Source organism: Sphingomonas sp. ASY06-1R (assembly GCF_052180265.1).
Lineage (GTDB): Bacteria > Pseudomonadota > Alphaproteobacteria > Sphingomonadales > Sphingomonadaceae > Sphingomonas_I.
This window is the reverse complement of sequence record NZ_CP197464.1, coordinates 2,132,187-2,156,311: the sequence shown is the minus strand read 5'-3', so window position 1 is coordinate 2,156,311 and position 24,125 is coordinate 2,132,187. Positions and strand designations below refer to the sequence as shown.

The window sequence follows — 24,125 nt, the reverse complement described above, 5'->3', positions numbered from 1 at the left end:
GTGCGATAGTTTCCCTATACGTCAAGCGATTTTTGAGCCACAAGTGATTCGCACCCGGCTTCAACTGGGGGCGGGCCGACTGCGGAAAAGCGCAGCGGCGGAGAGAGATGAGGAGAGGTATGGCTGGCTTTTTCATGCTCGCGGCGCTCGCGCCCGTGGCGTTAAGTCCCGACGCCGCCGTCGGGCGTTGGCGGACCGAGACCCGCAACGGCATCGTCCAGGTTGAGCGATGCGGCCCCTCCATTTGCGGCGCGCTGGTCGGCTCCGATGGGCTGAAGGCCGATCCGAACCTGCTCGACAGCAAGAATAAGGATGCAGCGCTGCGCGGCCGCAAGCTGATGGGCCTGATGATCCTGCGCGGTTTCACCCGCGGCGACGGCGAATGGACCGGCGGTACCATCTACAATGGCGAGGACGGCGGGACCTACAAGGCAACCGTGACGCCGGTGGATGCCGATCGGCTGAAGGTCCGCGGCTGCATCATGTGGCCCTTGTGCAAGACGCAAACCTGGACGCGCATCCGCTAGGTGCGCCGCAACGACATAAAATCACGGGAGTGTAGGATGACCAAGATTTCACAGCGTATCGTTCTGGCCGCAAGCGCGTCCGTGCTTGCCACCGCGATCGGCTCGTCGGCCCATGCCGCGGCCTTTTACCTGCAGGAACAATCGATACGGGGCGCTGGACGGGCCTTTTCCGGCGAGGGTGCGGATCAGGGCGCCGCGTCGCTCTGGTGGAATCCGGCGTCGATCGGCGGCATGACCGGCGGCGAAGCTGTCCTGGGTGTCAGCGCGATCCTGCCGCGCGGCACCGTCGAAGATCGCGGCACAGCGATCGTACGCCCAGGGCAGGCGCCGGCTAGCGTCGGCGGTAATCCCAGGGCCAAAAACCCGATCAACAACGGCGTCCTACCGTCGGGCGCGATCGCCTATGCGCTGACGCCACGGCTTTCGGTCGGCTTTGCGGTCACCTCGCCGTTCAGCTTCACCACCAATTATGCGGCCGACAGCTGGGCGCGCTATACCGCCGATAAGACCAAGTTGCGCACGATCGACCTGCAACCGTCGATCGCCTTCGCGATCACCCCCGAATTCAGCATCGGCGCCGCCGCCAATATCGAACATGCGGACGCGACGCTCGGCAATTACCTGCCCAACCTGGCGGCGACGCTGCCGGACGGACATCAGACGCTGGAAGGAAAGGGCTGGGACCTCGGCTGGAGCGTCGGCGGCCAGTTCCGCTCCGGCCCGGTGGCGATCGGTCTCAGCTATAAGTCGAGCGTCAAGCACAAGCTGAGCGGTTCGGTCACGACCGAGGGGCTGCTGGGGCCGCTCGCCGGGCAGAACCGCCAGCTGGATGCGGACGCCGAGTTCCGCACGCCCTGGCAGGCGATTGGCAGCATCCGGTTCAAGGCGACGGACAAGCTGACCCTCAACGGCCAGATCGTGCGCTTCGGGTGGAACAAGTTCGACGCGATCCGGCTGGGCGCGCCGCTCAACACGGCCATCCCGGAACTGTATGGCAATACGTGGAGCTATGCGGGCGGCGTCGATTATGCGGTGAACCCCGGTTGGACCTTGCGCGCAGGTATCCAGCGCGACGAGACGCCGACCCGTGACGGCAATCGCGATGCGCGCGTACCCGACGGCGATCGCTGGAACTTCTCGACCGGCACCAGTGTGGCGGTGACGCGCGGGCTGACGCTGGATGCGGCGGCGTCCTACATCAAGTTCAAGAGCGCGAGCATCGATCGGTTGACCGCGGCCTATGCCGGTACCGCCGTGCAGACGCCGATCGCGGTCAATGGCCGGCTCGACAATGCCCATGCCGTGGTTCTGGCGTTGGGCGCGCGGTTGACCTTCTGATGCCGGCAGCCGCGGTGCAGAAAGGTGATGTCCAGTCATCCCCGGCGGTTGACCCCGCCGGGGGCATGCCGCCCATCGCGCCGCGGCTGTTGACGGATCTGCTCGATCGCGCGGTCACCGAACATGGCGATTGGCCCGCGATCGATTTCCTCGGGCGGGGCTGGTCCTATGCGGAGCTGGGCGATCTGGTGCGCCGGGCGACGCGCGGCCTGCAGGACATCGGCGTGAAGCCGGGCACGCGGGTCGGCCTATGCCTGCCCAACACGCCCTATTTCGTGATCTGCTATTTCGCGATCCTGCGGGCCGGCGGGGTCGTGGTGAATTTCAACCCGCTCTACGTCGAGCGCGAATTGCGGCATCAGATCCTGGATTCGGGAACGACCGTGATGATCGTGCCCGATCTGCGGATGGTGCATGACAAGGTGCTTCATCTGGCGGCAGAGACCGGGCTCGATCAGATCGTCGTCTGCCCGATGGGGGACGTCATGCCCTGGCCGCTGCGCTGGGGGTTCCGCCTCCTCAAGCGCAAGGATCATGCGCGCGTGCCGGACGATGCGCGGCATATGTCGTTTGCCGAGCTGGTCGCCGACGATGTCGATCCGGATCCGGTCGCAATTGTGCCCGACGATCTGGCTGTCCTGCAATATACGGGCGGTACCACCGGCGTACCCAAGGGGGCGCGGCTGAGCCATGCCAATCTGGCGGCCAACAGCGCGCAGATGATCGCGCATGTCGGCCATCTGCCGGAGCAGCAGGAGCGTACGCTGGGCGTCCTGCCGCTGTTCCACGTCTTCGCGCTGACGACGGTGCTGAACTATTCGATCGATACCGCGGCGGAGATGGTGCTGCTGCCCCGGTTCGAGATGAAGCAGTTCCTCAAGACGATCCGACGCACCAGGCCCACGCAATTCTTCGGCGTGCCCACCCTGTATTCGGCGGTGAACCGGCTCGATCCGAAGGATCTGCCGGATCTCTCGACGATCCGGGTCTGCGTTTCCGGCGGCGCGCCGCTGCCGTTGGAGGTGCGCGAATTGTTCGAACAGCGCACCGCCTGCCGTATCGTCGAAGGCTATGGCCTGTCCGAGGCCTCGCCGATCATCGCCTGCAACCCGCTGGAAGGTCTGGTCAAGAATAACAGCTGCGGCCCGGCCTTTCCGGACACCGTGCTGGAGATACGAAGCCTCGAGCCGCCCTATGGCCTGATGCCGGTCGGCGAGCGCGGCGAGGTCTGCGCGCGCGGCCCGCAGGTCATGCAGGGCTATTGGAACAAGTCTGAGGAAACGGCGACGGCCTTCCTCGACGGCGCGTTGCGAACCGGGGATGTCGGCTATCTGGATACGGACGGCTATCTCTTCCTGGTCGATCGCATTAAGGATCTGATCCTGTGCGGGGGTTACAACGTATATCCGCGCGTGATCGAGGATGCCCTGTATGAGCATCCTGCCGTGGCGGAGGCGGTCGTGATCGGAGTTCCGGATACATATCGTGGGCAATCGCCCAAGGCGTTCGTGTCGCTGAAGCCGGGCGTGCCATCGGACGAGGCGAGCCTGTGCGCTTTCCTGAAAGATCGGCTGAGCAAGATCGAGATGCCCAGCGCGATCGAGATCCGCGAGACGCTGCCGAAAACCCTGATCGGCAAATTGTCCAAAAAGGCGCTCGCCGATGAGGAAGCGGCGAAGCGCGCATGACGGCGACCGTACGTCGCCGGAAGCCGGTGGACGACCATGACGCCGGTCTGATGGGCATTCAGGAAGTGGCCAAGGAACTTGGCGTCACGATGCGTGCGCTGCGTTTTTATGAGGATAAGGGCCTGATCGCGCCGCAGCGGGTGGGCACCACGCGCATCTATGGCCGTCGCGAGGTAGCGCGGGTGCGGCTGGTGCTGCGCGGACGGCGGCTGGGCTTTACCGTCAGGGAGATCAAGGAATTCCTGGATCTCTACGATGCAGATCCCGAACATGTGGAGCAGATGCGGCGGTTCACGCTGCGCGTTCGCCAGCGGATCGAGGAAATGGAACAGCGCAAGAGGGCGCTGGAAGAAACGATCGAGGAATTGCGCGCGCTGGAAAAGGAAGCGCTGACCAACCTCAACCGGGCGAGCCAGGCCGCGCAGCCGGCCTAATGCTGCATTTGCAACATCTGGCTCATCGGCATCATATTGTGGTTCAGATGCCCCATGATCCAGATCGATCCGCCGACCACCAGCACCACGATCATCACGCCGAACGCCAGGGCAAGGGAGTTGTTCGCGTTTTCCGGGCCGCTGGTGATGTGCAGGAAGAAGACGAGGTGAACGCCGATCTGCGCCACGGCAAGCGCGATCAAGGCCGCCGGGATCGCGGGGCCCCAGATGATATTGGAACCCGCAATCCAGAAGCTCGCAACGGTAAGACCGGTGGCAAGCAATAACCCCAACAGATAGACCTGGATCGCGCCGTGGCCCGATCCTCCGTCCTGCGCCTCGCCGGGAACGGCGTCTTCGCCATATTCGGGTTCTTCGTCATGGGCGCTCATGATCCCGCTCCGAATAGATAGACGATCGTGAACAGCGCGACCCAGACGATATCCAGCGCGTGCCAGAACAGGTTGAAGCAGAGCAGGCGCCGCATGATGTCCGGCCGGAAACCCTTGAACCAGATCTGCGCCATCATCGTGCCGAGCCACAATCCGCCGATCGTGACGTGCAGGCCGTGCAAGCCGACCAATGCGAAAAAGGCGGACAGGAAGGCACTGCGATCCGGCCCGGCGCCCTTGACGACCATCTCGTAGAATTCGGCGACTTCCAGCACGACGAACACGAGGCCGAGCAGCCCGGTGACCAGCATCCAGAATTGGGTCTGGAGCTGCTTGCGCTGCATCGCGGCGACATAGCCGAGGCCGCAGGTGAAACTGCTGGCGAGCAGGCACGCGGTTTCGATGCCGACGCGCCGCAGATCGAACAGATCACGGCCGGAAGGTCCGCCCGCCGTCTCCCCGACCAGCACCGCATAAGCGGCGAAGAAGGCGGAGAACATCACGATGTCGCTCAGCAGGAAAATCCAGAAGCCGTAGCCGACAATCACGCGCTTGGGGGCGGGGCCACCCGCGCCATGGCCGCGCGCGTCGGGGTCACCCCGGCCGTGCCGGTCGTGGCCGCGCGCATAGGGGCCATGTTCCAGATAGGCGGCGGCAACCGAGGAGGGGCTGGCGGGTTCGCTCATGCCGGCTTGGCCACGTTGGCGAGCCAATCGCCGCTGCGGGAGGCCCGGCGGGCGCGGTCGATCCGCGCGACTTCCTCTGCGGGAATTTCATATTCCTCTTCGTTACGCCAGGCGAACACGACGAAGGTGGCGTAGGCGCCGACAAAGCCCAGCGCCACCATCCACCAGATATGCCAGATCAGGGCAAAGCCCATGAACGTGGTGAAGAAGGCGGTGATGATCCCGGTCGGGCTGTTGCGCGGCATTTCGATCGGCGCGTAATCGGGCTCGTCATGCAGCTTCTCCCGCGCGATCGCGGCTTGCTTGATGCCCCAATAGGCTTCCTCGCCGTGCACGTCGTACATCACCGGGAAGTTGAAGCTGGGCGGCGGAGAGCTCGTCATCCATTCCAGGCTGCGCCCATTCCAGGGATCGCCGGTAGTATCGCGCCAACGATCCCGCTGACGGATCGAGACGATCAGCTGCACCACCTGGCTCGCGCCACCGCAGAAGATCACGATCGTGCCCGCGCCCGCCATCAGGATCCACGGATCCCATAGCGGATTGTCGATATGCTGCAGCCGCCGCGTCATGCCTTGCAGGCCGACGACATAGAGCGGCGCAAAGGTCGCCACGAAGCCGGTGATCGTCAGCCAGAAGGCGGTCTTGCCCCAGCCCGGGTGCAGGCGGAATCCAAACGCCTTCGGGAACCAATATTCATAGCCGGCGAAGGCGCCGAACAGCACGCCGCCGATGATCACGTTGTGGAAGTGCGCGACCAGGAACAGCGAATTGTGCAGTACGAAATCGGCGGGCGGCACCGCCAGCAGCACACCGGTCATGCCGCCGATGATGAAGGTGATGAGGAAGCCCAGCGCCCACAGCATCGGCGTTTCGAAGCGGATGCGGCCGCCATACATGGTGAACAGCCAATTATAGACCTTTACGCCAGTGCCGACCGCGATGATCGAAGTGGCGATGCCGAAGGCCGCGTTGACGTCGGCGCCGGCGCCCATCGTGAAGAAATGGTGCAGCCAGACGAAGAAGGAGACGATGCAGATGAACAACGTCGCCATCACCATCGATCGATAGCCGAACAGCGGCTTGGCCGAGAAGGTCGAGAAGATTTCGGAAAAGATGCCGAAGGCGGGCAGGATCAGGATGTAGACTTCCGGATGGCCCCACGCCCAGATGAGGTTCACGAACATCATCGGGTTGCCGCCCGCGTCATTCGTGAAAAAGTGAAAGCCGATATACCGATCGAGCGTGAGCATCGCCAAGGTAGCGGTCAGGATCGGGAAGGCGGCCACGATCAGCATGTTGGCCGCCAGGCTCGTCCAGCAGAACATCGGCATCCGGAAATAAGACATGCCGGGCGCGCGCATCTTCAGGATCGTGGTGACGAGGTTGATGCCCGTCATGAGCGTGCCGACCCCGGAGATCTGCAGCGCCCACAGATAATAATCGACTCCGACCCCCGGTGAATAAGCGAGCTCCGACAAAGGCGGGTAGGGCAGCCATCCGGTGCGCGCGAATTCCCCGATCACTAGGCTGATATTGACCAGCAGCGCGCCGGATGCGGTCAGCCAGAAGCCGGTCGAATTGAGCGTCGGAAAGGCCACGTCGCGCACGCCCAGCTGCAGCGGCAGGACATAGTTCATCAGCCCGATCATGAACGGCATCGCGCCGAAAAAGATCATGACGGTGCCGTGGGCGGAGAAGACCTGATTATAATGTTCCGGCGGCAAATATCCGGCCGCGCCATGTAGCGCGAGCGCCTGCTGCGATCGCATCATGATCGCGTCGGAAAATCCCCGCAGCAGCATCAGCAGCGACAGCACGATATACATGACGCCGATCCGCTTGTGATCGACGCTGGTCAGCCATTCGCGCCACAGATAGGGGAACCAGCCCTTCGCCAGCACGACGCCGAGCACGGCGACGATGCCCAGCCCGATCACGGCGCTGGCGATCAGCGGAATGGGCTGATCCAGCGGTATCGCCGACCAATCGAGCTTGCCGAGGATGTTCATGACTTGCTCCTGGGCGAGACACTCTTGGGGCCGCCGCGACCGATCACCGGCCCGGCGGACGGCGCGATCTTCTGCGTCGCGATCAGCGCGAACAGGCCCGGTTGGACATCGCCATAGCGCAATGGCCGCTCGATCACGCTTTGCCGGGCGAGCGTCGCGTAGGCGGCGGCGTCCAATTTGGGGCCCTGTCCTTTGCTCTGCGCGGCCCAGGCGGAGAAGGTAGCCGCGGGAACCGATCGCGCCTTGAAATTCATGTCGGCGAAGCCGTCGCCGCTAAACTGCGCCGACTGCCCCCAATAGGTGCCGGGCTTGTCGGCTTGCAGGTGCAGCTGCGTCACCATGCCGTTCATCGTATAGATCATGCTGCCCAGCTGCGGCACGAAGAAGCTGTTCATGACGCTGGCGGAGGTGAGCGAGAAATGCACCGGTACGCCGGCGGGAATGATCAGCTCGTTGACGCTGGCGACGCCCTGATCGGGATAGATGAACAGCCATTTCCAGTCGAGCGAGACGACCTGCACTTCCAGCGGCTTCGCTTTCGAGGCGATGGGCCGATAGGGGTCGAGCTGGTGGCTGCCGACCCAGATGACGCCCGACAGAAACAGGATTACGAGCAGCGGGATCGACCATACGACAAGTTCGATCCGCCCGGAAAACGCCCATTCTGGTAGATAACGCGCCTTCTCGTTACCGGCACGAAACCACCATGCGAAGGCGATGACGGCGATGATCGTGGGCACGACGATCGCCAGCATGATGCCCAGGCTGTTGAACAGGATCGTACGCTCGGCCGCACCGACCGGTCCTTGCGGATCAAGCACACCCTGGCCACAGCTGACCAACAGCGCAGAGGCCATGATCGGCAGCATAACTCTTTTGCCGCTAGCGCCCATCGATCACCCCTGCAAAGCCTCGCGCCGCGCTGGTCGTGTTGCCTTACGCTGGCTTGCCATACCATTCCACCAACATAAGGCAGGCCGGCCCGTTATTTTACGATCGTGCGAGCTCCACCGACACTCGCACGAAAGCGGAGACGTCTCCCGCGTGCGGCCTACTTGTCGCCTGGGCGCAAGGCGCGCTAAGTAGAGGTTGTTATTAGAGAATAGATGACGCGCTGAAGAGCCGGTCTAGCTGTCCGCGGGGGTGGGCGTGGGACGTACGATAAGCTGGATCGGAGCCTTCCTGCTCCTGTTCCTATGCGCATCGCCGCAGAGCGCGGTTGCGGCGGGCGTCGACCTGCGCGGCAGCGCATGCGTTGCCGTTTTGCCCGATGGAGCGAGCGACGCCGCCGTACGGGGCGCCGATTACAGCTGTAGCGCCGACGCGCCGACGAACGGCAGAGGCTGGATATGGCTGCGGCTGGACCACCGCCAGCTGGCGTCACTTCCTGCCAATTGGAATCTGATGGTCGATCAGGCGCGGTTCGCAAAAATCGCGGTTTTGGTGAACGATCGCGGTCAATTCCGGCGCAGCACCAAGATTCCATCGGATCTGAAGGACTATTGGGCGCCAGGCGGGCTGCTGCAGTTTACCGTCGCTGCGCCCGGGCGGGATGTCAGCGGCCTCTATCTTGGCTTTCAAAGCATCGATGACCTGACGCTGATGCGCAAGATCGTCGCCGTGGCGCCTCCGGATCAGCTCATTGCGGATGCGAAATGGCTGCTCTTGATGGGCCTGTTCGCCGGAACGCTCTGTTCCGCCTTGCTCTATAATTTCATCATCCATGCGGGAAGACGTCCGCCATTTCAGCGCTGGTATCTGGCGTGGGTCACCACGGCCTTTTGCTATGGAATGGTCTGGACGAATGTCGCCGCATTCGTCTTTCCCAATCTGGTCGGCCCGGTCGCGGTGCGATTGGATTTTGTGCTGGTCGGCTCGCTGGTGGCGACGGGGAATATGTTTTTCTTCGCGGTCATCGAAGAGGGAATTCTCCCGCGCAGCCTTGTCCGCTTTGGACAGATGCTCGCTGCCTCCGGCGCGGTGCTGGGCTGCGCGGCGGCCGCGGACCACCTTCTGCCGCCGGTGATAACCGATCGGCTACTGAATTATGTCATCGCCGCGACGGCCGTCGCGGTCGCCATTTCCTGCTCGATCGCGGTGCGGCGCGGCAGCCGCGTCGTGTGGTTCTACCTGATCGGTTGGTCCCCCGTCATCACCGTCTTCACCGCCCGCCTGATGCGCAACCTCGGCTTTGTGCCGCAAATCGACTTTGTCGATATGGCCACCTTTGCGGCACTGGCGTTCGAGGCCCTGGTCTTGTCACTCGCCATCGCCGACCGCTTCCGCCTCGTCCGTCGCGAACTCGAGCTGGCCCAACAGCGCCGGGATATGGCCGGCGCCGAGGCGGCAGCGTTGAGGATCGCCGCGCATACGGACTTTCTGACGGGGCTTGGGAATCGTGCGGCGTTCCAGGACACGGCCCGCGAGCTGATTCAAAAAGGGGCACCGTTCAGCCTGTTCCTGATCGACGTCGACTATCTGAAGGACACGAATGACCGGCTTGGGCATGCGGGCGGCGATTCGCTGTTGCAAAGGGTGGCGCAGCTCCTGCGCGAAATTACGGCGACGTTGCCGGGCACGCGTATCGTGCGCATCGGCGGTGATGAATTCGCCATCCTGTGCCCCTGCACCAGTGCAATCGAAACGGTCCTGATCGAGCGGCTTTCAGCGCTGCAAGGGCAGCCCTGGGAATTCAAGGACCAGACGCGTACCGTCTCGCTCAGCGCCGGTTCGGCGCGCTTTCCGGAGGATGCGGGCGAACTCGACATCCTCTATCAGAATGCCGATCTCGCCCTCTACAATGCCAAGCGGCTGGGGCGCGCGCGCCATTACCGCTACGACGCGCTGCAGCGCATATTGCGCGATCTGCAGATCGAATTCACGCGCGATGCCGAGGCGGCATTGGAGCGCGACGAATTCCACCTCGATTTTCAACCGATCGTCGCGCTCCCCTCGGGCGAAGTGCGCGGATATGAAGCGCTCCTGCGTTGGGATCATCCGCATTATGGATTGATCAGCCCGGACCGGTTCGGCGATGTGCTGGTCGCCGAGAAGATCGGGCTACGCATTCAGGAACATGTCCTGGAACTGGCGTTGGCGGCCCTGCGCGATCGGGGCAATGAGATGCCAAGCCTGAGCGTCAATTTCACGTCCGCGCAACTGGCCGGGCCCAAATCGGCAGTCCGCGTCCTCAGCCGACTTGCCTATTATGGGATCAGGCCCGCATCGCTGTGCGTCGAGGTGACGGAAGGCGTGATGCTGGACCGGGCGGCGGATACCATCTTCGCGACGCTGCAGACCTTGCATAATGCCGGGGTGCGCATCGCGCTCGACGATTTCGGCACCGGCTATGCGTCGCTTGTCCATCTGCGGGACATGCCGGTCGACAGTATCAAGATCGACTGCTCCTTCATCGCCGGTATCGACGAGAAGGGCGGGGGGACCTCTGCCATCGTCCGCGCCATCGTCGGCCTGGGGCGCGGCCTCGAGAAAATCGTCATCGCGGAGGGTATCGAGAACGAAGCCCAGGCCCGGTGGCTGACCGAACTCGGCTGCCATCTCGGCCAGGGTTATCTCTATGGCCGACCCGCGGCCGCACCTCTGCCTCGACCGGCTGAGAAGCTGGATGCCGAGCTATGACCGCTAACGAGGCCTCGCAGTGCCACCTGGTTAGGGGTTGCCTCCTGCATCGGCCGTGATCGGCCTATCCGGGCGGATACATCGGTGCCGGCTCACTCCGCGCCGAGTGGCTTCCGATATTGCTCGTCGGTCACCTTCTCCATCCAGGTCACGGGCGTACCGTTTACTGCTTCCTGAATAGCGATGTGCGTCATGCTGCCATGCGGCGTGGCGCCATGCCAATGCTTGTGCTCGGCCGGGCACCAGAGGATGTCACCGGCGTGGAATTCGAGCTTCGGGCCGCCCTCGATCTGGGTCCAGCCGACGCCCTCGGTAACGATCAGCGTCTGGCCGGCCGGATGCGTATGCCAGGCCGTGCGCGCGCCAGGTTCGAAACGCACGATCGCGCCGCTCACCCGCGATGGGGCGGGCCGCTGGAACTGACCTGTGATCGTGACCTTGCCGGTGAAATATTCGGCGGGGCCCTGGACGGTGTTAAGGTCCGTCTTACGCATAATCTCCATCATCCTGCTTCCTTCCTGTGCGGGGGTGGCGCCGACCGAAGCCGAAATCGCGACGAGCATCCCCGCAGCGATCCGTGCCGACCTGAGGACGGGACGGCCCATGGCGAGATGCTCCGCGAAGAAGCGACCGAGTCGATCGAACGGGATCAGGTCGACCCGGTCTGACAGGTCGACGTGGCGGGCATTGGGGATGATCATCAACTCCTGGGCGTAATTGCGCGGGCATGAGCGTCTTCGCTGAACTCCCGCGAACGCGCCTTGTCTCCCGTGATGAGCACCGGTGCCGGTGCGCCGGAGCAGCGTGCGGCGATCCATCGGCGGGGTGTCACGCGACATGCGCGCGCCCGATGGCTTTGAGAGACGGACGAACACCGAGCATGGCGACGAGCCCGGAGGCGATGAGCAGCATCGCAGCGGCTCCGAAGGCGGCTGGATGACCTCCACGATCGTAAAGCAGTCCGCCGCCGCCCGCGCCCAGTGTAATCGCGAACTGGATCACCGCGACCATCAACCCGCCGCCCGCTTCGGCATCACGCGGCAGGACGCGGCTCATCCACGTCCACCAGGCGACAGGGAGTGCCGTGCCGATCGATCCCCAGAGGAACAGCAAGACTGCCGTGGCGAGCGGCCAGGCGCGGAGAAGGATCAGCACGATCGCAATGCCCGCCATGCAAAGCGGCGCTGCGATCAGCGTGCCGGCCAGGTTGCGCGAAATCAGACGGCCGATCGTCCATGTCCCCAGCAGGCCTGCACCGCCCATCATCAGCAGCACGAGTGAGAGCTGGGTGACGCCAAGCCCGACCGCCTGCTCCAGGAAGGGGCGCAGATAGGTGAACAGCGCGAACTGGCCCATGAACAACAGCGCGACCGAGGCCATCCCCCACATAATCATCCGCTGGCCGAGCAGCCCGAAGGGTCCCGCAGCGCGCAGCCTGCGTTGCGAGGGCATCGGAGGCAACGTCAGCCATTGCCAAACGAAGGTCAGTGCGGCGAGCGGCACCACCATGAAGAAGGCGCCGCGCCAGCCGATATATTGGCCAAGGAAGCTTCCAAGCGGCGCGGCGATTGTGGTCGCAAGCGCGTTGCCGCCATTCAGCAACGCCAGTGCGCGCGGGACACCCTCCGCCGGAACCAGCCGCATCACGATCGCGGTCGACATCGACCAAAATCCGCCGATGGCGACGCCGATCAGGGCGCGGCCGATCAGGAACACCGGGTAATTGGGTGCAAAAGCCACCAGCAGCCCTGATACCAGCATGGCGATCGTCAGGCCCAGGATCACAAGTCGTCGATCCAGCCCGCGTGTCGCCGTGGCAATCGCAAGGCTGGTGAGCACGGCAAATAGGCCCGAGACCGAGATGGCCTGACCGGCGGCGCCTTGGGTGAGGTGCAGATCGGTTGCGATCGGGGTCAACAGACTGATCGGCAGGAATTCGGAGCCGATCAGCGTCGCGACGCAAAGCGATAGCGCCATGACGGCGCTCCACGCCCGGGCGCTCGCCTCCAGCGGGTCGGCGGCCGACCGCTCAAGGTCGGCAACACGATTCTGTTCTGCGTGTGTCGCCATCGCCCAATATCCCTGATCGATCCATCTTGCGGCTGGTCAGGCCAGCAATGGATCGGGATATAGGCCGGGCGATGTGGCGAGATTAGCCGCGGCAGCGTTGATGAACTGATGAGCTGAGCTCAACGATAGATTAGCGCCAATCGGCGGCACGAATGTGCTCGATCAGCAGACGGAGCGCAGTCGGAAGCTGGCGACGTCCTGGATAGTAGATATGGAATCCCGGTCCGTCGGACGCCCAATCCTCCAGCACGATCTGCAACTCTCCGCGTTCGACGAACGGCAGGACCAGCGGCTCAGGGGCATAGGCGATGGCTGCGGCACCGCGCGCTAGCTCCAGCGCGAGCGTGCTGTTGTCGATGGTGAGCGCGCCGGGCACATCGACGGCGACGCTCTCCTCACCGCGATCGAATTCCCAGGCGTAGCGGCTGTCATCGCCAAGCCGAAAGCGAAGGCAATTGTGCAACATCAGGTCTTTGGGATGATCCGGCGTGCCATATAGATCGAAATAGGACGGCGCGCTCGTCGCCACCCAGCGCATGTCCGGCGACAGTCGCTGCGCCACCATGTCTTCCGGGACCGTGCCGCCGTAGCGGATGCCGGCGTCGGCGCCTGCCTGCACCACATCGACCATGCCGTTGTTCACGACGATGTCGACCTCGATATGAGGATAGCGCGCGATGAAGCTCGGCAAGGCGGGCGCGAGCAGCAGGGTCGCGGCATGCTCCAGGACGTTGAGCCGAATGCGTCCGGCCGGGTCGTCACGATAGCGGTTCAGCACATCCACCGCCGATCCGATCGCCTCAAAATGCGCTTCGATCGCGGTACGGAGTTCATCACCCGCCGCCGTCAGCGTGACGCTGCGACTGGTGCGGTTGAGCAGCCGCACGCCAAGCCGGGTCTCCAGGCCTCTGAGCGAGTGGCTCAGCGCGGACGCGCTAATCCCGAGTTCAAGGCCGGCGCGCCGGAAGTTGCGATGGCGCGCGATCACCATGAAGTAGCTGAAGTCGGCAAGATCTGTTCGATTGAGCTGCACGGCGCCACTGTGCCAAGTTGCAATCAGCGGATCAACAGCGCTGAGCTGTGCTCATCGGTCGTACGCCGTCCCATGCGCGCCTACCGCGCCGCATGCGCGCGTCACCGACGACGATATTGCATGTACCAGACTTCATGGCCCAGGCGTCGCGCCTTGGCTTCGTAGCGGGTTTCCGGCCAATCGTCCGGGCGGACGAGAAAGTCTTGGGGGCCGGTGGCGAGCCATTCGAAGTCGGGGCTTTGACCCATCACCATCATTGCCCAGCGACAATAGATCGGGTGGTCGGTCCCGAACCGGAACTCGGCGCCCGGCTTCAATTTGGTGGCGAGAAGATCGATCGGGCCCTTGTTCATGAAGCGCCGCTTGGCATGGCGGGTCTTGGGCCAGGGATCGGGATGCAGCAGATAGGCGCGGTCGAGGCTCGCATCCGGCAGGCGTTCGATCACCTCCAGCGCATCGCCCATGTGGATGCGCACATTGTCCAGCTGATGTTCGTCAACATGGACCAGCAGGCCGACCACGCCGTCCAGAAACGGCTCGCAGCCGATGAATCCATGATCGGGTCGCATGCGCGCCTGGCCGGCAAGATGTTCGCCGCGCCCGAAGCCGATCTCCAGCTCGAGCCGGCGATCATCACCGAACAAGGCGCGGGCATCGAGCGGGCCTTCGGGCACCGCCAGCGTCGGCAGAAGCTGGTCGACCAGGGACGCCTGGCCGACGCGCAACTTGTGACCCGTGCGGCGGCCGTAGAGGCGGCGGATTGTGGTTGGATCGGACATCAGATCAGGGACTATCCCATTCGTTCGGAGCGCGGCGAGCCGGCGTGGTGCGCCAGCGCTGCGCCTTCAGTCGCTCAGGCGAACGGGATGAACTCGAGCGGGCTTACTTCTGGTCCTGCTTCTTGTCGGACGTCCCGGACGTGGTGGGTGCGGCATCGCCCTTGATATTGCCTTCCGGCTGCTTGGCTGCCTGCGCCTCGGTCTGAACCGGCACATTCTTCGCCTTCGTGGCATCGTCGCCGCCGGCCTCGGCAGCGGCCTTTTCCGGGCTCGCCGCGCCTTCGGGCGGGGCGGCGGGAAGCGGCAGCGGATGTTCGCCCTGCTGGTTCAGATAAGCGATGACGTTGGCGCGGTCCTGCGGATTGGACAGGCCGGCAAAGGTCATTTTCGTGCCCGGCGCGAACGTCTTCGGGCTGGTCAGCCAGGCGTTGAGCGAATCAAAGTCCCACTTGCCGCCCTTCGACTTCAAGGCGTCGGAGAAAGCGAAGCCGCCGCGACCCGAGGCGATCGCATCGCCGACGACGCCGTAAATATTGGGGCCGAGCGCATTGGCGCCGCCCTTATCGGCATTGTGGCAGGCTGCGCACTTCTTGAAGACATCCGCGCCCTTGGCGGGATCGCCCTGGCTCATATAGAAAGCGAAGGGCTTCTCCGCGACGGCGGCTGCGCCGGCCTCTTGTTCGACGCCCTGAACTTCATAGCCCATCTTCTCGGGCCGTTCGGCGTGGAAATATTCGCCAGTGACGATCGTCAGGCCAAGCCCCGCAATACCGGCAAATAAAGCCCAACCTGCAATCGTGTTCGCGCGATCGTCCATGCCCTGCCTGACCCTAGGTAGAAAAATGCCGCCCGTTCCGGGAATTGCCGGTCCTTAGTGTTGGTTGGCCAAGGCCGCAAGCCGCCGAAGCAAGGTTGCGGCCTGCGTCGGCACGCTCTATCCGCCGCCGCCATCATGGAGAGCTATCCCGCACCTGCGCGCGCACTTGTCGCCGAGATGACGAGTGCCGCAGCCGCATCGCCGGAGCGCGCCGTCGCCATCCAGGGGGCGCCGGGGTGCAATTCGCATATCGCCGCGCTGGAGGCTTTTCCCGACGCGCTGCCCTTGCCCTGCTTCAGTTTCGAAGACGCGCTGGATGCCGTGAAGGACGGCAAAGCCGGACGCGCGCTGATCCCGATCGAGAATAGTCTCCACGGGCGCGTCGCCGACATCCACTTCCTGCTGCCCGAATCCGGTCTGTCGATCGTGGGGGAGCATTTCATGCCGATCCGTTACTGGCTGATGGGGCTGCCCGGCGGCACCATCCGCGAGGCCATGAGCCACCCTCAGGCGCTGGGCCAATGCCGGCATTGGCTCCGTGCGCGCGGAATGACGTCCGTCGCTTATCCCGACACGGCCGGCGCCGCCGCCATGGTCGCGGACATGGGCGACAGCGCGATCGGGGCAATCGCACCGCGTCTGGCGGCGGATCTGTACGGGCTGACATTACTGGCCGATCGTCTTGAGGACAGCGACGACAATACGACGCGCTTCGTCGCCTTGGCACCGCAGGCGACGACCGCGCCCGTTACCGGCGCCCGCATGACGACATTCGTGTTCGAGGTCCGCAATACGCCGGCCGCGCTGTACAAGGCGTTGGGCGGTTTTGCGACAAATGGCGTCAACATGACGAAGCTCGAAAGCTATCAGCGCGGTACGAGTTTTGCCGCGACGCAATTTTACTGCGATGTCGAAGGCAGTCCGGACGATCCGAATCTCGGCCGGGCGCTGGAAGAGCTTACCTTTCACACCAAGTGGCTGCGGGTGCTCGGCACCTATTCCCAAGCGCGGCCACGCGGATAATCGACCCCCTGATTCCGACCGTCGCATTCGCGGCGGCCGGCTCTTGCCAATAACGGACGTGGCTCTATCCCATGCGCATTCGATGACGTGGCTTCGCTTTCTCCTCGACCGTACCGCTGTGCTGTTCCTTGGCGTCGCTGCCGGAGCCGCCATTGGCTATGCGTTCGGTACCGGCAATGAAACGAAGCAGGCGGTCAGCCTGGCGCCGGAATCCGCGCCGGTCGCGACATCCCAGCCTGTCGCGCCGCCTCCGCCCACGGGCACCACCACGCCGCCGTCGACGCCTGCCACCACCGCCACGACCCGCGGCGAAGTCGTGGAGCCGGTGCCGAATGCCGTGCCGGTCGATCCGCCGACCAACCAGCTGGCGAGTACAGTAAGCCAGGGCAAGCCGATCCATGTCGGCGTGTTCGGCGACAGTTTCGGCGACGGTGTCTGGAGCGGATTGTATAAATTGCTGCCGCGGAGCGATTATCGCGTCGATAAATTCTCGCAGGCCTCCACCGGCTTCACGCGATACCGCCGGCTCAATCTGGAAAGTCACGACGATTCGCAGATTGACGGCCAGCCGCTCGACATAGCGGTGATCGCGTTCGGCGCGAACGATGCCCAGGGCGTATGCGACGGCGGCCATTGCGGCACGTTGATGAGCGATTTCTGGCAAAAGGTGATTGGCGGGCGCGTCGAATCCTACGTCAACATGCTGCGGCGCCACGGTGCCGCCATCTATTGGGTCGGCCTGCCGGTGATGCGGGACGCCTCGTTCGACGCGGACGCGCTCGCCATGGATCAATTTTACGCGCGGCTGATGCAGCGCCTGGGCGTGCCTTATATCGATATTCGCCCGCTGACGGTGGACGGGCAGGGGCGGTATCAGGCTTATTATAGCGATCCCGGCGGCAGCCCCAAATTGCTACGCGCCGGCGACGGCATCCACATGTCGATGAACGGCTATATGCATGTCACCAAGGGATTGGCGGCACGCATTCAGGCGAGCGTTGCCGCCGCCAAGGGCAAGGGCGACGCCGGAGCGCCGACGCCGTGATCGCACTGGCCGCTGCGGCGGCGCTTTCGTTCGCGGGCAATTGCGTGGGGTCGCTGTGCGGCGTCAACGAGCTCAGCCCGTTTCTGGCCAAGCTGCACCAGGCGGGTTCGCGGCCCGTTAACATCCTGCAGATCGGTGACAGCCATACCGCGGGCGATACGATCACCGGCGCCTGGCGGGATATCCTGCAGCAGAAATATGGCTCGGCCGGCCGCGGGATCCTTCCGCCGGGCCGGCCCTTCAACGGCTATATCACCCAGGGCGCCACCGTCTCCATGTCGCCCGACTGGCAGATTGCGGGCGATTTCGGATCGGCCTGGTCCTCACCATCGCCACCCCTGGGGATCAGCGCCTATTCGCTGACCACCCGGACCGACGGGGCGTCGATGTCGATAGCGGCCGATCCTAACCAGGCGTTCAACCGCTTTGTCGTCTGCGCGATCATGCGCCCCGGCGGCGGAAAATTGCAGATGCGGGCGGGCGTCAACAGCATCACCTTCGATCTGTCGTCGCCGACGGAGCGGCCAGAGTGCCGCACCTTGCGCCTGTCGTCGCTGGTCACCAGCGCCGATGTCATTGCCAGCGACGGACAGGTCACGATGACGTCGTGGGCGACGTTCCACGATGGCGGGAGTGGCGTCACGCTATCCAACCTCGGCGTCGTGGGATCGCAACTGGTGCATTGGGCGCGAACCGACGATGCCGTGCTGACCGAAGAATTGCGCACCTACAAACCCGATCTGATCGTGATCGCCTTCGGCACCAACGAGGGCTTCTCGCCCCGTGTCAGCGATTTCGAGTTCGAAGCGACGCTGCGCACGCAGATCGGCCGGGTGCGGCGGATCGCCGGCAATGTGCCGATCCTGTTGCTGGGCGCGCCCGACGCACTGAGCCGTCGCGCCGAGATGCGGGCCAATGCCTCGAACGGTCCATCGCCCAATTGCGGTACGCCGATGGCGGTCGCGGCACCGCCGCGCGAAAATGTCGTCACGTCGATCATGAACCGGCTCCGCGACACGATGGGCCTGTCGTCCGATACGCCCGCGCAGCCCGATCCGGCTCCCGTCGCGCCGCCGCCCCCTGCGGTGGTGAATAGCGGTACCACGCGCGGCCCGCTGTTTCCCCCGGCGGGCTTGAAGGCGGTTCGCGATATGCAGCGCCGGGTCGCCGCATCGCTCAACGTCGCTTTCTGGGATTGGGAAGCGGCGATGGGCGGGCGTTGCACGGCAGATCGCTGGGTGCATATGGATCCGCCGATGATGCGTGGCGACTATGTGCATTATACTTCCGCCGGGGGACGCGAGATCGCGCGGCGGTTGGAAAATGATATCGAAAAGGCGGGCGGCCGGTGAACATGCTTGATCGGGTCAACGGCTGATGCTCTTTCCGACGCTCACGTTCGGCCTGTTCTTCCTGATCGTCTTCGCCATCACCTGGTCGGCGAACGGATCGAACGAATGGCGCAAGATCCTGCTGCTGATCGCCAGCTGGATTTTCTACGGCGCCTGGGACTGGCGCTTCGTCGCGCTGCTGATCGGATCCGCCTTCCTCAATTGGGGCGCCGCGGGCTTGATCACGCTTCAACCGGATTGGGCGAAGACCAAGCGCAAGGCGATCCTGATTGTCGGCGTGATCGGCAATCTGATCATCCTCGGCTTCTTCAAATATTACGGCTTCTTCGTCGAACAGCTCGGCGACGTGCTGCACGCCGTCGGCTTCCAGCGCGATCTGCCGTTGATGCAGGTGGTGCTACCGGTCGGCATTTCCTTCTTCACCTTCCAGGGCATGTCCTATCTCGCCGACGTGCACGCCCGGCGGCTGGCGCCGGCGCGGCTGCTGGACGTCACCTTGCTCATGTCTTTCTTCCCCCATCTGGTGGCGGGGCCGATCGTACGCGGGTCGGATCTGCTGCCGCAATTCCAACGCGCGCCGCGGCTGACGCGCGATATGGCGAGCATGGGCCTGATCCTGATCGTCTGGGGATTGTTCAAGAAGGCGGTGGTCGCGTCGGAGCTGTCGACCGGGCTGGTCGATCCGGTCTTCTTCGATCCCTCCGCCCATTCGCGGCTCGATCTCATCGCCGCGGCTTACGGCTATGCGGTGCAGATCTATTGCGACTTTTCGGCCTATAGCGACATGGCGATCGGGATCGCCGCACTGCTGGGCTATCGTTTCCCGCGGAACTTCGATCAGCCCTATCGCGCGACATCCTTGCAGGATTTCTGGCGCCGCTGGCACATCAGCCTGTCGAGCTGGCTGCGCGATTATCTCTATATCGGGGCGCTGGGCGGCAACCGCAAAGGCTTTGCCCGCTTATGCGTGAACGTGCTGGTGACGATGCTGCTGGGCGGATTGTGGCATGGCGCCAAATGGACCTTCGTCATCTGGGGCGGCCTGCATGGCAGCGTGCTCGCGCTGGAGCGCATCTGGGACCGCTATCGTCCGCAATGGCTGCCGCGCATGCCCAAGATCCTCGCGCTGTTGCTGACCTTCCATATCGTCGTGATCGGCTGGATTTTCTTCCGCGCCGAAACGTTCGAGACGGCCATTGCCTTCCTGGGCGGCGTCGGCGCCAGTACGGCGGCCAGCGCGGTGCTGACGCCGCTTGCCTGTGTGCTGATCGTGTTCGGCATGGCGATCCACTTCACCCCGCCCGATCTCGGCCAGCGGCTGGCATTGCGGTTGCGGACGTTGCCGGCGCCGGCATTGGGGCTGCTGGCGGGGATCGTGATCCTGATCATCGACGCGATGCGTTTCGAGGGTGTCGCGCCCTTCATCTATTATCAATTCTAGGGCCAGCGGATGCACAAGGAAGCACCATCGCCGATCGATCTGCCGGAGCCGGAGCTGGAAGAGCCGGGCCTCGGCTGGACCGCGATCGTGATCGCCGTGACAACCCTGTTCCTGCTGGCCACCAACGCCGTTTCGCTCAGCGACTGGATCGACGATCAGCCGCCGAGCCCCGCGCAGGCGCGGGCGGCCGCGGTTGCGGATCAATGGTATGCGTTAACCCAGGCGATCGGCCTCGCGGCGCCGCGCGACGCCATGCACACGCAATGGAAGCGCGCCGAAGAGGCACGCTTCCATGCGGATGATCAGGAAGGAGAGGGCGCGGAGGCGCCCCCCGTTCAGCGATAGAAGATGTGCGCGCCGACCGTCGTGACGCGCTGGCGCGTCCGGAAGAAGCTGTTGGCAGGCGCATAAGACGCGCGGAAGAACATCGCCCCGGGGGCAACCGGCTCGGCCTGCCCGGCGAGGACTTCATGCGAAACCTCGACCGCATCCTGCCAGCCGTCCGCTTCGCGGTCGGGGTGGAAGCTGGATACCTGGAAGAACTGCCCGCGCTGATTGACGACTTCGCAGATGCTGTCGCCAAAGCGACCGGCCTTCAACCGGTTCACCAGCGTCTGGGCTACCGCAATCTTGCCGGCACGCGGCTGGTTGCCGGCCTCGTGCAGCACGACCTTGGCCATGCATTCGACGGATGCCGCATCGGATGACGCTGCCATCGGCGCGTTCATGTCGGATGCGGCAACCTGGGAGAGCGTTTCTGCTGCCGCTGCCATCGCGCTCGGATCGGCCAGGGGGGCTTCCGATGCTGCGGGAGCAGGCGCTGTAGCAGTGAGATCATAGGGAAGGAGCGGTGTGTGCACCAGCTCGGCGGCCTTACCGACAGTGGCCGGGAAGAACATGCCAGAAGTGGCGAGCAGGACTGCTGCGCCGGTAGCAAGCGTGGAACGCTTGATGTACATTCAGAACTCTTAAACGTGCGCGAAATCGCCGACCGTCGCGGATACTATGCAACGGCTGCGTGTTTTACGTCTTGTCGGCAGGACTAGGGAACGCGGCCCCTGGCGACCATCTGAGCGGCTTCGTTCGCCAATTTTCCGCACTGCGTCAAGAAATGCACGGCAGACCGTGACGCACATGGGACGACCCGAGGCACTTATCGCCATCATCCTCATATGCGGCGCGTCCCCGACACCGCTTTTGTCATGATCTTGTGCGATTCTCTCCCGTTCACGTGCGGTTTGCGGCATGACGTCCACATACCGGTCGCGGCGTTGCGATTCGGGGAGGACCGAGGTGGAAGAGCGACCAAGCACGTCCTTTCTGCAGGGGCTGTTGTCGAGCAGGACGGCGGAAGCGCTGCGTCGTGATCGCTTGCTGGCGGCGATCGCCCTGTTCGGCGGCATCGGCATCGCTATCGCGTTACCGTTCGCGCTTCAGGCCGGCGCGGCGTTCTTCCTGCCGGTAACGGCGGCGCTGGTCATTGCGATCGCGCTGGTGCCGATGCTGGAATGGTTCGAGCGTCGGCGCTTTCCGTCGCCGCTGGCCGCATTTCTGTCGATCATGATCTTTCTGGCGGTCGCGAACGCCGCGGTGGCGGCGATCATCGTGCCGGCATCGGGCTGGTTCGCGCTGCTTCCGGAGCGCGTCGTGCGCATCCGCCACAATCTGCGGCCGCTGCTGGAAGTCTATACCAGCCTCGATCGCTTCGTGAACAACACCCAGGCCACGTTCATGGGCAAAGGCGGGCGCCAGATGGTGGTCTCGCTCGGCAAGCCCACATCCTTGCTGGATGTGGTGGCAAGTTCGGCCCCGGTCGCCATCCTGCAGATGTTCTTCGCGATCCTGGTCGTCTATTTCTTCCTGTCGGGATGGACGCGGATGCGGCGCCAGACCATCACCAATCGCGGCAGCTTCACCAGCGCCCTCACGACCGCGCGCGTCATCCAGGAAATGGTGGATGCGACATCCGCCTATCTCGCGACCATCACCATCATCAACGTCAGCCTGGGGCTGCTGGTCGCGGCGGCTTTCTGGCTGATCGGGTTGCCGGATCCGCTGATGTGGGGCGGCATCGTCGCGCTGTTCAACTACATGCCCTATCTCGGCCCGATCATGGCCTCGCTGCTGCTCTCCCTGGGCGGTCTGATGGTCTTCCGCGATGCCTGGTATGCGATATTGCCGGTCGCGACCTTTGTCGGCTGCCATCTGATCGAATCGAACCTGGTGACGCCGGCGCTGGTCGGGCGGCGGCTTACGATCAATCCTTTGCTGATTCTCGTCTCGCTGAGCTTCTGGGGCTGGGTGTGGGGACCGGTCGGCGCGCTGTTGGCCGTCCCGCTGCTGATCATCACGAAAACGGTCCTGGATGCGGCCGGCAAGCCGGATATCGCCGGTTTTCTGTTCGAAGACGGCACTTTGACGAGCCCGATTCCGGAAGCTTCTTCACCTTTACCGCCAGACCCGACGCACAGTGGTTGACAGCCCCCGTCCTCGTCTCTAGTCGGCGCGTCTCCGCAGGGAACTGCTCATGCGGGTGTAGCTCAGTTGGTTAGAGCGCCGGCCTGTCACGCCGGAGGTCGCGGGTTCGAGCCCCGTCACTCGCGCCATCCCTTTTGGATGGCGGATGCCGCGGATCGTCCCGTTTTCAGCAGATTTGTGCAGCGCGATAACGTAGCTGTCGGCGCACGTTTTCGGGCTCCCGATAAGAACGGCGTGCCTGCGGGCGCCTGAATCCATCAGCTATGGATCGCAGAAGCGGGGTCGCGGGATCGGCGGGTCTTGGGCCTGCAATGCGGCGGGCGACTGCGAATCACGCTAGCGTCCATCGGCGACGCCCAATCCACCGGGCCGCGACGATCCCGTCGATCAGACGCGGCAGCGCGCGCCTGCGGGCGTTACGTTAGCGCCAGCGTCCATGTTCCATCCAGAATAGCAGGGGCTTCAGCGGCGCGATCCAGATGATGCCGGCGATGCAATAGACGATCGCCTGCACCGGCCAGGGCAGGTGGGCGATTCGATCGGCCTGACTGCCGACCAATCCCGCCCAGAATAGGATCAGCAGCAGGATGAGGCCCATGCCCGCAGGTTTGCGCCAGGTTGGCTTCACGATGGGATGAATTCCTGTTCGGTCACGATTGCGTGCAGCGGCACGTCCCAGGGATCGTGCGGTATGCGATCGATCTCCTGCACCGCCCAGGTCAAACCGATGCGGTGCGCGCCGGGAAGGCGCTGAAACGCGCGGTCATAATGGCCGGCCCCATAGCCGATCCGGTGGCCCGCCCGGTCGAACGCCAGCAGGGGCGTCACGATCAGGTCGGGCATGCGTTCGGGCGCGGAGCCCAGCGGCTGCCGCAGCCGCATCGGCCCGCGCTCAAGCGGCTCACCGGGCGCCCAGGCCAGGAAGCGCATCGCGCTCCGGTCGAACAGCGCGGGCAGGGCGATCGCCTGGCCACGCGCATGAAGCGCCTGGATCAGCGGCTCAGGATCGAGCTCGTCCTTCAAGGCGAGATATAAGGCGACGGTCGCGGAATGCGGGATGTGCGGGAGAATAAGCCGCATCGCGGCCTCGGCCGCCGTGCGGGCGCCGTGCGCACCGATCGTGGCGACATAGGCCGATCGCCGCGTGCGCAGCTGTTCGCGCAGCCTGATCTTGGCTGGATCGGGGACCAGCGGGTCGGAAGAAGGTGGTGGGACCGCCATGACCGTTTTCCGGATAATCCTCTGACGCCGTAAACGTCAGGTGGGGGCCATGTGGTTCGGACCAGGGTCCGGCCAGGGACAGCTCCCTAGGAAAGATGAATCGCCTCAGGGATTTACACTAAGATCGTATCGGGCAGTCCCACCAGGATC

At 64.2% G+C, this 24,125-nt stretch carries 23 protein-coding genes, 1 tRNA gene and 1 other RNA gene; 12 read left to right on the top strand and 13 right to left on the bottom strand.

The features are described from left to right. Positions 1 to 119: 119 nt before the first annotated feature. The 4 genes from ACSBM8_RS10495 to ACSBM8_RS10480 are packed head-to-tail and all read left to right on the top strand — an operon-like array spanning position 120 to position 3,987. Positions 120 to 527, top strand: coding sequence for a DUF2147 domain-containing protein (locus tag ACSBM8_RS10495; protein WP_442677980.1), 408 nt, complete (start codon positions 120 to 122; stop codon positions 525 to 527). 36 nt (positions 528 to 563) lie between these two features. Then, positions 564 to 1,865: an OmpP1/FadL family transporter gene (locus ACSBM8_RS10490; protein ID WP_442677979.1), complete on the top strand. Its 1,302-nt coding sequence runs from the start codon at positions 564 to 566 to the stop codon at positions 1,863 to 1,865. Then, positions 1,865 to 3,553 (top strand): long-chain-fatty-acid--CoA ligase, encoded by a 1,689-nt coding sequence (locus tag ACSBM8_RS10485; RefSeq protein ID WP_442677978.1) that lies wholly within the window; start codon positions 1,865 to 1,867, stop codon positions 3,551 to 3,553. The genes ACSBM8_RS10490 and ACSBM8_RS10485 overlap by 1 nt, the downstream gene beginning before the upstream one ends. After that, positions 3,550 to 3,987 carry a MerR family transcriptional regulator gene (locus ACSBM8_RS10480; protein ID WP_442677977.1) on the top strand — a complete coding sequence of 146 codons (438 nt, stop codon included), beginning with the start codon at positions 3,550 to 3,552 and terminating at the stop codon, positions 3,985 to 3,987. Before ACSBM8_RS10485 ends, ACSBM8_RS10480 begins: the two co-directional genes overlap by 4 nt. On the opposite strand, the gene cyoD is transcribed toward ACSBM8_RS10480, so the two are convergent. Genes cyoD through cyoA form a run of 4 tightly spaced genes read right to left on the bottom strand, consistent with a single transcriptional unit; the run spans position 3,984 to position 7,934 of the window. Beyond that, on the bottom strand, positions 3,984 to 4,379 hold the full coding sequence (cyoD, locus tag ACSBM8_RS10475) for a cytochrome o ubiquinol oxidase subunit IV (protein ID WP_442677976.1): 396 nt from the start codon (positions 4,377 to 4,379) through the stop codon (positions 3,984 to 3,986). The two genes, ACSBM8_RS10480 and cyoD, sit on opposite strands and share 4 nt — an antisense overlap. Next, positions 4,376 to 5,065 carry a cytochrome o ubiquinol oxidase subunit III gene (gene cyoC, locus ACSBM8_RS10470; RefSeq protein WP_442677975.1) on the bottom strand — a complete coding sequence of 230 codons (690 nt, stop codon included), beginning with the start codon at positions 5,063 to 5,065 and terminating at the stop codon, positions 4,376 to 4,378. Before cyoC ends, cyoD begins: the two co-directional genes overlap by 4 nt. Further along, positions 5,062 to 7,077 (bottom strand): cytochrome o ubiquinol oxidase subunit I, encoded by a 2,016-nt coding sequence (gene cyoB, locus ACSBM8_RS10465; protein WP_442677974.1) that lies wholly within the window; start codon positions 7,075 to 7,077, stop codon positions 5,062 to 5,064. The genes cyoC and cyoB overlap by 4 nt, the downstream gene beginning before the upstream one ends. Beyond that, the gene (cyoA, locus tag ACSBM8_RS10460) at positions 7,074 to 7,934 is read right to left on the bottom strand and encodes a ubiquinol oxidase subunit II (RefSeq protein WP_442677973.1); all 861 of its coding nucleotides are present in this window, start codon (positions 7,932 to 7,934) and stop codon (positions 7,074 to 7,076) included. Before cyoA ends, cyoB begins: the two co-directional genes overlap by 4 nt. Positions 7,935 to 8,226: 292 nt before the next feature. On the opposite strand from cyoA, the gene ACSBM8_RS10455 reads away from it, so the two are divergent. Next, positions 8,227 to 10,716, top strand: a complete 2,490-nt coding sequence (locus ACSBM8_RS10455) for a putative bifunctional diguanylate cyclase/phosphodiesterase (RefSeq protein WP_442677972.1) — start codon at positions 8,227 to 8,229, stop codon at positions 10,714 to 10,716. A 92-nt stretch (positions 10,717 to 10,808) separates the two neighbouring features. Here the strand turns inward: ACSBM8_RS10455 and ACSBM8_RS10450 are convergent, their stop codons facing one another. From ACSBM8_RS10450 to ACSBM8_RS10430, 5 genes are all read right to left on the bottom strand, one after another. Beyond that, positions 10,809 to 11,417, bottom strand: a complete 609-nt coding sequence (locus tag ACSBM8_RS10450) for a (R)-mandelonitrile lyase (RefSeq protein ID WP_442677971.1) — start codon at positions 11,415 to 11,417, stop codon at positions 10,809 to 10,811. A 127-nt stretch (positions 11,418 to 11,544) separates the two neighbouring features. Next, positions 11,545 to 12,786: an MFS transporter gene (locus tag ACSBM8_RS10445; protein ID WP_442677970.1), complete on the bottom strand. Its 1,242-nt coding sequence runs from the start codon at positions 12,784 to 12,786 to the stop codon at positions 11,545 to 11,547. Positions 12,787 to 12,916: 130 nt separating this feature from the next. Beyond that, entirely contained in the window at positions 12,917 to 13,819 is a 903-nt protein-coding gene (locus ACSBM8_RS10440; protein WP_442677969.1) for a LysR family transcriptional regulator, read from the bottom strand. 101 nt (positions 13,820 to 13,920) lie between these two features. Then, positions 13,921 to 14,598 carry a tRNA (guanine(46)-N(7))-methyltransferase TrmB gene (trmB, locus tag ACSBM8_RS10435; protein WP_442677968.1) on the bottom strand — a complete coding sequence of 226 codons (678 nt, stop codon included), beginning with the start codon at positions 14,596 to 14,598 and terminating at the stop codon, positions 13,921 to 13,923. A 103-nt stretch (positions 14,599 to 14,701) separates the two neighbouring features. After that, entirely contained in the window at positions 14,702 to 15,415 is a 714-nt protein-coding gene (locus ACSBM8_RS10430) for a c-type cytochrome (protein ID WP_442677967.1), read from the bottom strand. 135 nt (positions 15,416 to 15,550) lie between these two features. Between ACSBM8_RS10430 and ACSBM8_RS10425 the strand changes: the two genes are divergently transcribed. The 5 genes from ACSBM8_RS10425 to ACSBM8_RS10405 all read left to right on the top strand — a co-directional run bounded on the left by ACSBM8_RS10425 (position 15,551) and on the right by ACSBM8_RS10405 (position 20,621). After that, the gene (locus tag ACSBM8_RS10425; RefSeq protein ID WP_442677966.1) at positions 15,551 to 16,438 is read left to right on the top strand and encodes a prephenate dehydratase; all 888 of its coding nucleotides are present in this window, start codon (positions 15,551 to 15,553) and stop codon (positions 16,436 to 16,438) included. Positions 16,439 to 16,520: 82 nt separating this feature from the next. Beyond that, positions 16,521 to 17,483, top strand: a complete 963-nt coding sequence (locus tag ACSBM8_RS10420; protein WP_442677965.1) for an SGNH/GDSL hydrolase family protein — start codon at positions 16,521 to 16,523, stop codon at positions 17,481 to 17,483. Beyond that, positions 17,480 to 18,835, top strand: a complete 1,356-nt coding sequence (locus tag ACSBM8_RS10415; RefSeq protein WP_442677964.1) for a GDSL-type esterase/lipase family protein — start codon at positions 17,480 to 17,482, stop codon at positions 18,833 to 18,835. The genes ACSBM8_RS10420 and ACSBM8_RS10415 overlap by 4 nt, the downstream gene beginning before the upstream one ends. A 25-nt stretch (positions 18,836 to 18,860) precedes the next feature. Next, a complete protein-coding gene (locus ACSBM8_RS10410; protein ID WP_442677963.1) occupies positions 18,861 to 20,276 on the top strand; it encodes an MBOAT family O-acyltransferase in 1,416 nt (471 codons plus the stop codon). Positions 20,277 to 20,285: 9 nt separating this feature from the next. After that, positions 20,286 to 20,621, top strand: a complete 336-nt coding sequence (locus tag ACSBM8_RS10405; RefSeq protein WP_442677962.1) for a hypothetical protein — start codon at positions 20,286 to 20,288, stop codon at positions 20,619 to 20,621. Here the strand turns inward: ACSBM8_RS10405 and ACSBM8_RS10400 are convergent. Beyond that, entirely contained in the window at positions 20,612 to 21,235 is a 624-nt protein-coding gene (locus tag ACSBM8_RS10400) for a cell wall hydrolase (RefSeq protein ID WP_442677961.1), read from the bottom strand. The two genes, ACSBM8_RS10405 and ACSBM8_RS10400, sit on opposite strands and share 10 nt — an antisense overlap. A 334-nt stretch (positions 21,236 to 21,569) precedes the next feature. Between ACSBM8_RS10400 and ACSBM8_RS10395 the strand changes: the two genes are divergently transcribed. Further along, positions 21,570 to 22,754, top strand: coding sequence for an AI-2E family transporter (locus tag ACSBM8_RS10395; protein ID WP_442677960.1), 1,185 nt, complete (start codon positions 21,570 to 21,572; stop codon positions 22,752 to 22,754). Between the two features lie 51 nt (positions 22,755 to 22,805). Next, positions 22,806 to 22,882, top strand: a tRNA-Asp gene (locus ACSBM8_RS10390). 293 nt (positions 22,883 to 23,175) lie between these two features. On the opposite strand, the gene ACSBM8_RS10385 is transcribed toward ACSBM8_RS10390, so the two are convergent. From ACSBM8_RS10385 to ssrS, 3 genes are all read right to left on the bottom strand, one after another. Next, positions 23,176 to 23,382, bottom strand: coding sequence for a DUF2842 domain-containing protein (locus tag ACSBM8_RS10385; RefSeq protein ID WP_442677959.1), 207 nt, complete (start codon positions 23,380 to 23,382; stop codon positions 23,176 to 23,178). Then, on the bottom strand, positions 23,379 to 23,975 hold the full coding sequence (locus tag ACSBM8_RS10380; RefSeq protein ID WP_442677958.1) for a 5-formyltetrahydrofolate cyclo-ligase: 597 nt from the start codon (positions 23,973 to 23,975) through the stop codon (positions 23,379 to 23,381). Before ACSBM8_RS10380 ends, ACSBM8_RS10385 begins: the two co-directional genes overlap by 4 nt. Beyond that, positions 23,962 to 24,118, bottom strand: a non-coding RNA gene (ssrS, locus tag ACSBM8_RS10375) — 6S RNA. Before ssrS ends, ACSBM8_RS10380 begins: the two co-directional genes overlap by 14 nt. Between the last annotated feature and the right edge of the window lie 7 nt (positions 24,119 to 24,125).

Coding starts and splice junctions, on each gene's coding strand:
- ACSBM8_RS10495 (WP_442677980.1), top strand. CDS start 120: ATGGCTGGCTTTTTCATGCTCGCGGCGCTCGCGCCCGTGGCGTTAAGT.
- ACSBM8_RS10490 (WP_442677979.1), top strand. CDS start 564: ATGACCAAGATTTCACAGCGTATCGTTCTGGCCGCAAGCGCGTCCGTG.
- ACSBM8_RS10485 (WP_442677978.1), top strand. CDS start 1,865: ATGCCGGCAGCCGCGGTGCAGAAAGGTGATGTCCAGTCATCCCCGGCG.
- ACSBM8_RS10480 (WP_442677977.1), top strand. CDS start 3,550: ATGACGGCGACCGTACGTCGCCGGAAGCCGGTGGACGACCATGACGCC.
- cyoD (WP_442677976.1), bottom strand. CDS start 4,379: ATGAGCGCCCATGACGAAGAACCCGAATATGGCGAAGACGCCGTTCCC.
- cyoC (WP_442677975.1), bottom strand. CDS start 5,065: ATGAGCGAACCCGCCAGCCCCTCCTCGGTTGCCGCCGCCTATCTGGAA.
- cyoB (WP_442677974.1), bottom strand. CDS start 7,077: ATGAACATCCTCGGCAAGCTCGATTGGTCGGCGATACCGCTGGATCAG.
- cyoA (WP_442677973.1), bottom strand. CDS start 7,934: ATGGCCTCTGCGCTGTTGGTCAGCTGTGGCCAGGGTGTGCTTGATCCG.
- ACSBM8_RS10450 (WP_442677971.1), bottom strand. CDS start 11,417: ATGATCATCCCCAATGCCCGCCACGTCGACCTGTCAGACCGGGTCGAC.
- ACSBM8_RS10445 (WP_442677970.1), bottom strand. CDS start 12,786: ATGGCGACACACGCAGAACAGAATCGTGTTGCCGACCTTGAGCGGTCG.
- trmB (WP_442677968.1), bottom strand. CDS start 14,598: ATGTCCGATCCAACCACAATCCGCCGCCTCTACGGCCGCCGCACGGGT.
- ACSBM8_RS10430 (WP_442677967.1), bottom strand. CDS start 15,415: ATGGACGATCGCGCGAACACGATTGCAGGTTGGGCTTTATTTGCCGGT.
- ACSBM8_RS10425 (WP_442677966.1), top strand. CDS start 15,551: ATGGAGAGCTATCCCGCACCTGCGCGCGCACTTGTCGCCGAGATGACG.
- ACSBM8_RS10420 (WP_442677965.1), top strand. CDS start 16,521: ATGACGTGGCTTCGCTTTCTCCTCGACCGTACCGCTGTGCTGTTCCTT.
- ACSBM8_RS10410 (WP_442677963.1), top strand. CDS start 18,861: ATGCTCTTTCCGACGCTCACGTTCGGCCTGTTCTTCCTGATCGTCTTC.
- ACSBM8_RS10405 (WP_442677962.1), top strand. CDS start 20,286: ATGCACAAGGAAGCACCATCGCCGATCGATCTGCCGGAGCCGGAGCTG.
- ACSBM8_RS10400 (WP_442677961.1), bottom strand. CDS start 21,235: ATGTACATCAAGCGTTCCACGCTTGCTACCGGCGCAGCAGTCCTGCTC.
- ACSBM8_RS10380 (WP_442677958.1), bottom strand. CDS start 23,975: ATGGCGGTCCCACCACCTTCTTCCGACCCGCTGGTCCCCGATCCAGCC.